Annotated in this window: 8 protein-coding genes, 1 pseudogene and 3 CRISPR repeat arrays; all 9 genes and pseudogenes read left to right on the top strand. The window is 64.4% G+C overall.

The features are described from left to right. Positions 1 to 306 precede the first annotated feature (306 nt). Positions 307 to 1,002: a CRISPR direct-repeat array (repeat unit 30 nt; unit sequence GTCCTCATCGCCCCTGCGAGGGTTGGCAAC). Between the two features lie 681 nt (positions 1,003 to 1,683). Beyond that, positions 1,684 to 2,166 carry a CRISPR-associated endoribonuclease Cas6 gene (locus ACL03I_RS37270; RefSeq protein ID WP_412808373.1) on the top strand — a complete coding sequence of 161 codons (483 nt, stop codon included), beginning with the start codon at positions 1,684 to 1,686 and terminating at the stop codon, positions 2,164 to 2,166. After that, on the top strand, positions 2,163 to 3,560 hold the full coding sequence (locus ACL03I_RS37265; RefSeq protein WP_412808372.1) for a hypothetical protein: 1,398 nt from the start codon (positions 2,163 to 2,165) through the stop codon (positions 3,558 to 3,560). Before ACL03I_RS37270 ends, ACL03I_RS37265 begins: the two co-directional genes overlap by 4 nt. Then, positions 3,557 to 4,609, top strand: coding sequence for a type I-B CRISPR-associated protein Cas7/Cst2/DevR (gene cas7i, locus ACL03I_RS37260; protein WP_412808371.1), 1,053 nt, complete (start codon positions 3,557 to 3,559; stop codon positions 4,607 to 4,609). Before ACL03I_RS37265 ends, cas7i begins: the two co-directional genes overlap by 4 nt. Then, positions 4,606 to 5,280: a CRISPR-associated protein Cas5 gene (gene cas5, locus ACL03I_RS37255; RefSeq protein ID WP_412808370.1), complete on the top strand. Its 675-nt coding sequence runs from the start codon at positions 4,606 to 4,608 to the stop codon at positions 5,278 to 5,280. The genes cas7i and cas5 overlap by 4 nt, the downstream gene beginning before the upstream one ends. Beyond that, positions 5,277 to 7,655, top strand: a complete 2,379-nt coding sequence (cas3, locus tag ACL03I_RS37250) for a CRISPR-associated helicase Cas3' (protein WP_412808369.1) — start codon at positions 5,277 to 5,279, stop codon at positions 7,653 to 7,655. Before cas5 ends, cas3 begins: the two co-directional genes overlap by 4 nt. A 2-nt stretch (positions 7,656 to 7,657) precedes the next feature. Further along, positions 7,658 to 8,254: pseudogene (locus ACL03I_RS37245) on the top strand (Dna2/Cas4 domain-containing protein); the annotation flags it as partial. 126 nt (positions 8,255 to 8,380) lie between these two features. Beyond that, a CRISPR array of direct repeats spans positions 8,381 to 8,744; the repeat unit is 30 nt; unit sequence GTCCTCATCGCCCCTGCGAGGGTTGGCAAC. 103 nt (positions 8,745 to 8,847) lie between these two features. Next, positions 8,848 to 9,150: direct repeats of the CRISPR family, unit length 30 nt; unit sequence GTCCTCATCGCCCCTGCGAGGGTTGGCAAC. A gap of 383 nt (positions 9,151 to 9,533) precedes the next feature. Beyond that, on the top strand, positions 9,534 to 9,968 hold the full coding sequence (locus ACL03I_RS37240; protein ID WP_412808368.1) for a hypothetical protein: 435 nt from the start codon (positions 9,534 to 9,536) through the stop codon (positions 9,966 to 9,968). Beyond that, positions 9,965 to 11,032 carry a tyrosine-type recombinase/integrase gene (locus ACL03I_RS37235; RefSeq protein ID WP_412808367.1) on the top strand — a complete coding sequence of 356 codons (1,068 nt, stop codon included), beginning with the start codon at positions 9,965 to 9,967 and terminating at the stop codon, positions 11,030 to 11,032. Before ACL03I_RS37240 ends, ACL03I_RS37235 begins: the two co-directional genes overlap by 4 nt. After that, positions 11,029 to 11,931, top strand: coding sequence for a DUF2637 domain-containing protein (locus tag ACL03I_RS37230; protein WP_412808366.1), 903 nt, complete (start codon positions 11,029 to 11,031; stop codon positions 11,929 to 11,931). Before ACL03I_RS37235 ends, ACL03I_RS37230 begins: the two co-directional genes overlap by 4 nt. The last annotated feature ends 204 nt before the right edge of the window (positions 11,932 to 12,135 follow it).

The following is a 12,135-nucleotide window of genomic DNA, read 5'->3' as shown; positions in this document are numbered from 1 at the left end:
AAACCAGCTCACCGGGGGATTTCCGTGAGCGCCGACAAGCGTACAGGTCTGCACCTCCCCACTAGAGAACAACGCCATACCGCGAGGTCTGCGGTATCGACCAGCGCGTACCCTCCAACACCCTCTGACCAAGATCATTTCAGCGACACGCCGAAGAGGTTGACACTACTGCCGGTCCGCTGCAGAACACCTTTCGAATTGAACATTGACACCAACGACTATCAGCGGTTTTACTCTGGGGTCCTCATCGCCCTGCGAGGGTTGGCAACACATGCCGACCGCCTCACCGGCACTGATAGCCGCCGAGTCCTCATCGCCCCTGCGAGGGTTGGCAACCCGTGTAGACACCGCAGGCACGGCGGAGGCCGCCGCGTCCTCATCGCCCCTGCGAGGGTTGGCAACTCGAAGATGGCGGCGAGGATCTTGTCGTGCACCTTGTCCTCATCGCCCCTGCGAAGGTTGGCAACATCAACATCGGATGGTTCGACCGCGGCGGCGGCGCGAGTCCTCATCGCCCCTGCGAGGGTTGGCAACTCATTCGTCGGCCGGCGTACGCCGTAGCGTTCGCCCGTCCTCATCGCCCCTGCGAGGGTTGGCAACACATCAAGGGCGCACGCGATGCCCGCAAGACCGCCGGTCCTCATCGCCCCTGCGAGGGTTGGCAACGCGTGTTCGGCGCTCATTGGTCGCCAGCCTTCTTGGTGGAGTCCTCATCGCCCCTGCGAGGGTTGGCAACGGGATCGGCACCCTCATGAAGCTCTTTTGGGCATGGGTCCTCATCGCCCCTGCGAGGGTTGGCAACCGGCCGTGCCCGACGGGCGCTTGGCGCTGATCTACCGCGTCCTCATCGCCCCTGCGAGGGTTGGCAACGTGATGCCCACATCAGGATCGAGGCCATGCCTCACGGTCCTCATCGCCCCTGCGAGGGTTGGCAACGCGGGGCTGACCATGTAGATGGGGGTGAAGGCCATAGTCCTCGTCGCCCCTGCGAGGGTTGGTGTCAACGTCGGTTGAATTTCGGATCTAGCACTGATTTCGTAATCATGCGGGTTGGCTGCTCAGCCGCTCAGAAGGATTCGCCTGCAAAGTGGGTTAGATTTCGCGGGTGCGAACATCTGCCGTTTGCGCAGCTTAAAAGGCCAGCTGATCAAACGCCGAATGTACGGTCGCGCTGACCTTTCGCTGCTCCAGCACTGGAGCCTCCTCGGATAAGCAAAGAGCAGCTACCACCGAGGATGGGGGAAGCCATTGACTGGACAGACCATCTTCCGCGCCGCAACGAATGACCGAATCCACGCGTAAACACGGACGACCGACCGGTTCGCCATCGAGCGGGCCAGCAAGAAACCAACTGAAGGTTGGTTTTTCGTCGTGGATTGATTTGTCGGTGGGTGCCGGTACGGTGGCGCGTGCTGCTTCACACTGGGGAATGGAGGTTTTGTGAGGCTCAGAGTTGGGGTATCCACTTCGGCGCGCGCAGTGCCGTGGGACAAGGTTCTCGAACCCGGCCGTGCGGTTTGTTATTCGCTATTGACGAGTGCCGCGCCGACGTTGGCTCGGCGTCTTCATGAGCAGGGGTGGGGTCCGCATGGGATGGTGCCGTTCGGCTATTCGGGGCCGGTCTTTCCTCGTGCGGTCAAGCGGCGTGGCGTGTATTCAGCGGGGGGCCGCGGTTATTTAGAGTTGGGCAGTCCGTTGCCGGAGGTGATCGCCGCGTGGTCGGTGGCGCTGTCGGGGCGGGAGTTGATCGATTGGGGTGGGGTTGCTCTGCGTGTTCACGACATCGCCTTGGTGGAGACTGCAGTCGACGAGGGTACTGCTCGGTTGCGGACCCGGACACCGGTGGTGATGAAGGGTTCCGGTCGCGATGATTCGGGGCAGCGGACGACGAGGCAGGCGTGGGTGTTGCCGACCGAGCCGGAGTTCCATCATTACTTCGAGCAGAATCTGCGCCGCAAAGCCGAAACCTTGGGGCTGGCTCCGGAGGTGGCGTTGGAGCAGATCAGCTGGGTGGGCCCCAAGCGGTCTTTCGCTGTTGGTGATGGCCTCAAGCCCGGCGCGGCGGTCGAGGCGGTGCTGCGCGGAGACCCGGTAGTGCTGAAGGCTATTCGTGATTGGGGTCTCGGGCAGGCGAACGCTGCGGGCTTCGGGTGGGTAGCCGCGTGAATACCGCGTCGATGACTGTCGGGTCGGTGGTGCGGTTGACCGCTCATCCGCTGCAGCGAGTGGGGGCTTACGCGCTGACGGCGCTGGCTGATGTGAGGGATCGCCACCGCTCACCGGAGTCATTGTCACTGCCGGAGTTCAACTACGCATGCGAACAGATGACCGCCGACGTTGTCGCGACCGCAGACTTGCCCGATACGAAGGCGCCCGGGTCATTCTGGCTGGCGGCCAGCTACTTGTTCTGGCCGAACTCCAAAATGAACCCCACTAACCGGAAATCGCTATCGACCCCACAACGCCAGGATCAGATCAGGCAGTGGCGTCAGCGTCCGTCGGCTGTGTTGGATGTGCCGTGCGTGTTGTGCGGCGCAGCGGCGTGCGGCTTCTACGGCAAGGTGGATGTTCCCTTGGCCGCGAGTGCTGAGCACCGCAACACCGTTGTGCCGGGCCATGACGGTATGGCGCTGTGCGTCGGCTGCCTGTGCAGCTTTCATGCCCTTCCTTACGGCTGTTCGATCCGTGGCGGCAAGGCTGCGGCGCTGCACAGCTGGGACGATGAGGTGCTGGCGAGGATGACGCTGCGTCAGACGCGTCGGACACGACAGCAAGCGCAGGTATCGACCACCGAGGCTAGTGCGGGTCTGTACTCGCGTGAGGCTGAAGCGTTGCGTGCGTTGCGGATCTATGAGCATCCGGTGCGTGAAGGGGTTGAGCTCTATGTGTTCAGCAACTCCAACAAACAGCAGACGCTGGATGTGCACCGCATCGAGCAGCCGTTGACGGAGTGGCTGCGTGCGACGCTGCAACCCGCTGTTCTCGGCGCAGGGTTTCGGTACCTGATTCGCGCTCACCACACATCGAAGACTGCTGGGTCGGTGCGGTTGGCTTACAACGCTTTTCATTATCCGCACCGGTTGGCCGCGACCGCGGTGTCTTATCTTGCCGCGCTCACCGATGTTCATGGCGCACCACCGCCGGAGACGGTCGATCTGGCCGGTTTGTATCAGTCATTCATCAAGGAGGTACTCGGCGTGCCGCAACGCGAAGTCGACCAGATCGTACGGCTGGGGGACCGGATCGGGCAGCTGCTACGCAACCAGCCGCAGCGCGGCACGCTCAAGGAATTCGAGCACGTTCAGTCCGATCCGGGCAGGCTGCAGGGATGGCTCAAACGTCAGGCCACAGCGTGGACTTTGCAGCGGGGGGTGTCTGAGCCGTTGATCACCACTGAGCAGTGGCGGTTGCTGTTCGAACCGAGCGACCGCGTGCGATTCCACCGCGATCTGCTGTTCGTTGCCGTGTTGGAGCATTTGGCCACGCACGGCTGGCTCACCGGCACGCCCGCAGAGCGTGACGATCTCGATGACAACATTCTCGTGGAGGAAAACCAGTGACCTACCTTGTGGGCAAGCTCGCCTTGGACATCACCGCCGGGGCGCCGAACAACGGGCGCGGCGAGAACAATGTCGGTGAAGTCAAGAAAATGATGATCGGACGGAACACTCATCCGTATGTGTCGGCGCAGGCGTTTCGGCGGTGGGTGCGTGAGAGTTTGCCTGCCGATGTCCCGGTGTCGCCGGTGACCCGGTCGGGTTCGAAGGCCAACCAGCAGGCCTACACCGCCGGGCGCCCGGACTTGTATCTCGATGACGACCTGTTCGGATATATGGTGGCGCTGAAAGACGGCAGCTATCAGCGTGACACGGTGCTGGCCACGGGCACGCTGGTGTCGGTGGCTCCGCGACGACCGACCCGTGATTTCGGGACGATGAGCCGCGGGTTCGGACCGGATGAGAATCCGGTCATCCACGAGCACGAGCTCTACACCGCCGAACTGGCCAGCGACATCCTGTTGGATATTCCCCGGGTGGGAGTGTTTCAACTGCAGGGCAGCGGATTGCGCCGCAACCTCACCGACACCGCCGCCGAGGAAGCCGAAGCAGCAGGCGCGCAGAAGACGACCTTCCGCGGCCTGGACAGTATCGTGTTGCCGATCCAGGAGCGTCGACGCCGCGTCGCGCTGCTGCTGAACACCGTCGCCGAAGTCCGCGGAGGCGCCAAGCGTGCCCTTCACTACGGTGACCGTTCTCCGGCCTTGGTGCTGCTGGCGCCGCTCAAGGGGGGCAATAATCCGTTCACGCGGGTGCTGGCGGCGCGGGCGGTTCGTGAAGATCAGGGCTACCCACACATCGAGACGGTGTTCGATGTCGAGGTTCTGCGGGAGGAGATCATTGCGTGGGCCGATGAGCTCGACGGTCCGGTGCTGGTGGGATGGTCGCCGGGATTTCTCGCCGGCCAGCGGGATCGGGTGCGTGAGGAGCTCGATGATCTGATCTCGGCCGGAACACTGGTGATCGACCATCCCCGGGTGGTGTTGCGGGGCTTGGCCAAGCAGATCGAGGCGGGCGAGCATGACGACTGGTTCGAGGACCCCGTCCGGTGACGTGTGCGCTCGAGGTCACCGTCACCGCCGAAGTCGTGTCGTTCCGTAACCCATTGTATGGAGGTGTGCAGGTCGGGTTGCCGTGTCCGCCGCCTGCAACGATCGCGGGGATGCTGGCTGCCGCAGCCGGCGGATGGCAGCAGCTCTCCCCCGATCTGCGTTTCGGTGCGGCGTTCACCGCTGGCGGGGCAGGGATCGATCTCGAGACCTACCACCCGCTGGACGGGCGTGGCCGCAAGACGTCACCAACACCCAAGGATCGTGACTTTCTGGCCCGTGCGGTGCTGACGGTGTGGTTGGTCGAGGACCTGGATTATTGGGAGAAGACTCTCCGTCGGCCGGTGTGGCCGTTGCGGCTGGGGCGCAGCCAGGATCTGGCGGCCGCCCGCACTCGACGCGTCGAACTGGCCGCCTCAGCGGGCAGGCAAGGCTGCGCCGTCACGCCGGTGGCGTTGTCTCGTGCCGGGACGCTGTTGCGGTTGCCGACCGCGGTAAGTCTCGACCGATCCCGCACCCGCTGGGACAGCTACCGATACGCGACAGCCGGGTCCGACCAGCTGATCGAGACCGGACTGAGTACCCCCGTGGGCGAAGAAGGGATGAGCGGGCAGGCGGTGGCGTTGATCGGCGGCGTGCATCCTGCACAGTTCGGTGCCGAGGTGCAACGATGAGTGAGCTGCAGCGTTTGCGGGCCAAGAGCCCCCGCGCCGGGTTTCCCCAGGGCGAAGCGCTCACCGAGCATTTGTCGGAAACTCTGATCGGTGCGCAACGGCTGCACGACCGAGTCGGCTCGATCCATGCTCTACCCGCCCGGTTTTGGCTGTGGGTGAAGATCGCCGCGCTGCTGCACGACACCGGCAAAGTTCTGGAGGGGTTTCAAGCCATGCTGACCGCAGCTCGCGGGCCGGGGTGGGGGCAACGCCACGAGGTGTACTCCCTCGGTTTCGTTGCCGATCTACTGGCGAAATGGCCTCCCGAGGAGCAGTCGTGGGTTGCGCTGGGGGTCGTCACGCATCACCGTCCGTTGATCGGGCCTGCGGGGTGGGCGATCCTTCCGACATATATGGAGCCGGATGCGCAGGCATTCGCCGCGCGGTTCGGCAGGGTTGATCCCGTCGCGTCAGCCCAACTGCGGGCTTGGCTCGCCCGCGTCCTGACCGCCGCCCACCTGGTCGAGGACATCCCCGATCCCGGCGTGGCCTTCGGAGAGGCCGGGTACCGGCTGCTGGAACAGATCCGGGACCAATGGGATTATGACGAACCCGATCTGAATGACTGTCTGACCGCGGTATTGCTGCAAGGAGCAGTCACGTTCGCCGACCACGTCTCCTCCGCACACGGACAGTTGCTCACCAGCCAGCCCATCAACAGCGCATTCGCGCTGCGACTGATCACGGGCATGGAAAGCTCCGGCAAACCGCTACGACAGCATCAGTTCGATGCTTCGGCGGTATCCAAGCACCTGCTGCTGCGCACCCCGACGGGGTCCGGAAAAACCGAAGCAGCCTTGTTGTGGGCCGTAGCGCAGGTCGACCTGATGCGGCGCGAGGTGGGCGGGCAGCCACGAGTGTTCTACCTTCTGCCCTACCTGGCGTCCATCAACGCCATGGCCGACCGACTCACAGCTGCGCTCGGAGACGGCGACGTTGTTGGGATCGTGCACTCCAAGGCCGCCTCCTATCACCTGAACCGTTCTCTCTGCGCCGGTGACGATCTCACCGAAGCCGATGCCGCACAGCAGGCGGTCTCCCGGACCGCGGCGACCCGGTTGTTCCGGGAGCTCGTCCGTGTCGGCACGCCCTATCAGCTGCTGCGCGGAGCGCTCGCCGGGGCAGCGTGCTCATCGATTCTCATCGACTCTGTCAACTCGGTGTTCATCCTGGACGAGCTGCACGCGTACGAACCTCGCCGGCTCGGGATGATCCTGGCGATGATCGAGTTCTGGACACGCATCGGCGGACGCATCGCCATCGTTTCGGCGACACTGCCGCAGCCCCTCGTCAGCCTGCTCCGATCGGCGGTCGGCCACGCCGATCTCACACTGGTCGAGACCCGTGACCAGCCGTGGCCGCGCAGGCACCGACTCGTCTTGCGCGACGCGCATTTGACATCCCCACCGTCATTGACAGAGATCGAAAAACGGCTGCGCAGGGGGCAATCGGTGCTGGTGGTCGCCAACAACGTGGCCGCCGCGCGCGAGATCCACACCAGGCTTGCGCCGATCGCGCGGCAACTGTACGGCGAGGACGGCGCGCTGCTGCTGCACTCACGATTCAAGACGAAGGATCGGGCAACGATCGAAAACAACATCCGTGCTCGCTACGGCACCGGTCGCCCCCCTCAACCAGGTTTGCTGGTCGCGACGCAAGTAGTGGAAGTCTCTCTCGACGTATCCTTCGATGCCCTCCACACCTCCGGGGCACCGCTGGAAGCCCTGACACAACGCTTCGGACGGATCAACCGCACCGCGCACCTGCCTCCCGCCGACGTCGTCGTCCACACCCCCGAATACGGTCGGCGACGCTCCAGTGCCGACGAGTGGGCCGACGGTGTCTACGAACGCGAACCCACCGAGCTCACCATGGCCATCCTTGCTGCCAACAACCAAGCCGTGCTGGACGAACAGACACTCGGGCAATGGCTCGACGAACTGTACCTATCCGACTGGGGGCGACGCTGGTCACAAACGGTTGTGCACCACCGAACCCAGTTCAGTGAAGGCTTCCTGGACTTCACCATGCCATTCGACGATGCCCGCAACCAGTTGGCCGACTCCTTCGACCAACTATTCGACGGCGTCGAAGCCATCTTAGAAGAAGACATCGGCCCCTACACCGATGCGCTCAACTCCGCAGACAGCCCTCGCGCCGGCCGACTGCTCGGCAACCAATACCTCATTCCCCTGCCGCACTACGGCCGCTACCTGGGCAGCTACAACAAAGAACTGCACGTCATCGTGGTGCAAGGTAACTACGATCCTGCCCACGGCCTAGAACACATACACCGCGATCACCGCAGCAGCTATCAACTCGGCGAAATCATCTGACCATGATCAACCCCCACGACATCGGCGGTGTCCACATCAAATACCTGCACCACTGCCAGCGGCAGCTGTGGCTGTTCGTTCGCGGCGTCCGACCCGAATTCCTCAGCCAACGAGTCCAATTAGGTGAAGCTGTACACGACACCACCTACCAACGCAGCCGTCCCATCGGTCTCGGCGCCGCCAAACTCGACCACCTCGACGGCGCCATATGGGTACACGAAGTGAAATCCTCGACCACACCGACCCCAGCCGATCACGCCCAAGCGATGCATTACTGTTTCCGGCTTCAGGAACTCGGTGTCGAAGCCAAAGGTGGGATACTCAAATACCCGAAGGTGCGTCGCACCGTGAAAATCCCCTACGGCGCCGAAGAAGCCGACATCGCCGCCGCCGACATCCAGACCGCGGTCCGCATCGCCAACTCCGCCGTATCACTGCCGCAGCTCAACCGCAGCAGCGGAATCGCGTTTCTGCACAGCAGTATTCAACGCCAACGTCGCTCCCTGGTCCTCGACCTCGCCGAGGTCTTCAAACCCCTCTTTGCCGAACGGCTCCTGCTGCAACTTGCCAAACGAGGCCAGCTGACGCCGCATCACTTCGACAGCACAGTCGACCGCTCCGCACTGAGCGACAGCGGCCGCAAACTTGTAGTGCAAACGATCCCATGCAGAATGCCGTTCGATCCCAGCGATCGCACCCACGATCACCAGCGGTTTTACCCTGGGGTCCTCATCGCCCCTGCGAGGGTTGGCAACCCGGTGTGGTTGGCGGTGTCGGGGACGGTGATGTTGAGGTCCTCATCGCCCCTGCGAGGGTTGGCAACCAGCGTTCTGAGCCTGCTGCACAGCGGTCACACCGAGTCCTCATCGCCCCTGCGAGGGTTGGCAACAGGGGCTCTGCCGACGGATGCGCCGCTCCGTTGGCGACGTCCTCATCGCCCCTGCGAGGGTTGGCAACACGAGGCGGCCGACGCATTCGCGGCACAGCGGCGCGGTCCTCATTGCCCCTGCGAGCGTTGGCAACGCTCGCAACCACAGTGATCCGGACTCGGTGGCGCAGGTCCTCATCGCCCCTGCGAGGGTTGGCAACACGTGGATGCGGTAGCCGATTAGGGCATGTATCCGCCCCGTCCTCATCGCCCCTACGAGGTTGGCAACGTGGTGCGCCGCCGCGACAGCGCCGAGGGCCTCCGCGTCCTCATCGCCCCTGCGAGGGTTGGCAACAGGTGGAAGATGGCGCGCTGATAGTAGGGGGTGCCTTCCGTCCTCATCGCCCCTGCGAGGGTTGGCAACGTGACGCGGAAGCCCGGCTTGGTCAGGATCTTCTGCCGGGTCCTCATGGCCCCTGCGAGGGTTGGCAACTCGGCGACCGCCACGACCACCGCGGCACCGGCGCGTCCTCATCGCCCCTCCGAGGGTTGGCAACGCGGACATGATCGTCGCGATCGTGGCGGCCATCCTTGGCAGCCCTCATCGCCCCTGCGAGGGTTCGCAACACGCCATCGACGATGCCCGCCGCCCGTCACCCCGGAGCCTTTCCTGCCGCCTCTCAGCTACCGTTCGAATTGGGACAATACATGTCCAAGTCCAGGTCATTCCCCGCGCATCGACCTTGACAGATACTTTTCGGCAATCTAGATTCCGTACCACTCCAGCACCAATTCACGTCAAGTCTGCCGGAGATCCGTAGGCGAGTCCCCTCTCGCGCACAGATTCGCAACAGATCTGTGGTCTTCACGTGCCGTGTGTGCGAGTGCACTCGAACACACGGAGGATGACCAGTGAATCGTTGCTCTGACCTGCGCCGATCTGTGGCGTATCTGCCGGATTCCGCCGCCGCGGCGGCCTCGAAAAGGTTTGCCGGCGGGGGTGATTGCCGGTGATCGCGCCCGTCGTTCCACCGCAGTCGCCGCTGCAGGAACTCATCCACGGCCCGCTGTCCGCGACCCCGGTTGTGCGCACTGCTGACCGGAACATCGTCTACGGCATGTGCACCGTCGGTGAGGCGGGCCGCGTTCTGGACAAGCACGTCTTCACCGAGCTGGGTTGGCGACCGGGGATGCGCCTGGAACTCACCTGTCTTGACTCGGGCGTGCTGTCGGCCCGGCCTGTCGTGGATGGGCCGGTCGCCATGACCACGGGCGGGTTCTTTCGCATCCCGTACCGGCTGCGGCGGCGGGTGAGTCTGTTCATCGGCGACCGAGCCCTGCTGATCGGGCGCCGCACCCGCAACCACCTGCTGATCCACCCACCCGCAGCGCTGGATGAATTGTGCGCGGCCAGCCTTCGTGCACTCGAAAGGGCGCGGCGATGACGACCCTCACCCACTCCGCGCCGAATGCGGAAACGGTCGCCGCCGCACGGCTGTTGTTGACCCAGATGGGGATCTCCCCCGCCGATCTCGTCACCACCGGCGAGGCGGTGCCTACTTTCGGCGAGGTCATTCCGAAGGTGCGGGCGCGGTTGTCGGCGGGCACCCTGCGCACCTACAACACCCACTTCGACCACCTCCTCACCGCTTGGGCTGATCACCGTCTCGACCAGCTGAATAAAACGGACCTTGAAGCGATGGCACGCACCATCCAGGCCAACGCCCGCAACAACCGCGCTTCCCGCGGCGGCACCAGCGCCGCCGAACACTTCATCAGCGCCACCCGATGCGTCTACCGCTACGCCGAGGACAACGGCTGGATCCGCCCCTGCGACAACCCAGCCCGCCAACTCACCATGCCCGTCCGACGCCCCTCCCACCGCTACGCCATCCCTTCGGGCCAACTCGCCGAGATCTGCCACACCACATCCACCACCGGCGACGACCCCGAACTCGACACCCTCATCCTGCGCCTGCACATCGAAACCGCCTGCCGCCGAGGCGGCGCCCTCGCCCTGCGCCCACACGACCTCGACCCCGACCAATGCCTGATCTTTTTGCGAGAGAAGGACGGCACCGACCGCTGGCAGCCCGTCTCCCCCACCCTGATGCGACACCTGCTCGCCCACGCGAGCGAACGCCGAAGCCCGCAGTCCGGGCAGCTGCTGCGCTACCGCAACGGACAGCCCATCACCGCACGACGTTTCGACTACATCTGGAACAGAGTCGGCGAGGCCTTGCCGTGGGTCGCTGCCCAGGGCATCAGCATGCATTGGCTACGCCACACCACCCTCACCTGGGTCGAACGCACCTTCAGCTACGCCGTCGCCCGCGAATACGCCGGACACCGCGGAAAAGCTAGCGGCACCACCGCCACCTACGTCAAATCCCACCTCCACGAAGTCGCCGCCGCACTCTCCGTTCTCACCAACGAACCCCATGCTCTCGTGCCCGCACACGCACTTGCCGTCCGCACGCTGACCACACCGCCACAAGGACACTCATGACCACGACCGTCCTCGACTCCCCGACCGGCGTGCACACGGCTCGACTCGCGCAGACAGCGCGCAAGCCGCGTGCGCACGCCTTCTTCTGGACCGTCCTCGTTGCAGCAGCCACCGTGAGCATCACCGGCAACGCCACTCAAGCCCTCCTGCACGATACCGTGCTGCCCGCCGTCTCCGCTGCGGTCGCGATCATCCCGCCGCTGGCGCTGTTGGCCACCGTGCACGGCGTCTCGCTCCTCTCCCGTGCGCACACCGCCACCCGCGCCACACGGTGGACCGCAACCGTCATGACTGTCCTGATCGCCGTCGGCGCGTTCTGGTTGTCTTTCACCGCTCTACGGTCACTGGCCGTCACCGCAGGGGTCCCGCACGGCGAAGCGTGGTTGTGGCCCTTGATAGTCGAAGGTTCGATGGCCCAGGCCACCGTCGCGCTCTTGGCGCTGGCCCACTCAGCGAACAGCGACAGCCAGCCCGACCCTGCTAAGCACGCCACCGCCCTGCCAGCCGGATCGATACCCACCGACTTGCACGCCGAGCCCGCACCGGGCGAGCCAGGCAAGGTCGTCGACAACGCAAGCGTGCACACGGCACGGTATGTCTTCCCGGAGTCCCATTCCGACTTCGTGGAACTCGCAGCACGAGTGTGCGCACGTGATCCCGGTCGTCGCCGTGACCCCCACCTCGTCACCAAAGCACTGGTCCACCACCACGACGGCTGGACCCCGACGCGAATCGCACAGGAGCTGAACAAGAGCCGCTCTACGATCAGTCGAATACTCAGCGACGCCGCCACCTTAACCACCGACCAGACAGACCACGACGACCACCAGCGTGGAAACGAGCGATATTCGGCCGAACACGACACTCCTCTCCGCGACTCCGTGAACCCCCGCCGCTGACGTGTCACCCCTCGGCTACGCTGGGCCGGACTGGACGAATACGATCCAGGAGAGGGCTCTGTGAGGTCGGCGCACAGGGTCGACATCAGAAAGACTGGCCAGCACCCACCACAACATCTACACATCCGGCACCACCACAGGCAGTCGTGCGAACCACTCGGCGAGTCCCGATAGCCGACTCGGCTCTGCCCCAGGTTGTCTCGG

Origin of the sequence: Nocardia sichangensis, assembly GCF_047200615.1 — a bacterium.
Classification (GTDB): Bacteria; Actinomycetota; Actinomycetes; order Mycobacteriales; family Mycobacteriaceae; genus Nocardia; species Nocardia sichangensis.
Note: the sequence above shows the minus strand (reverse complement) of the source record. Positions and strands in the feature narration are given on the sequence as shown.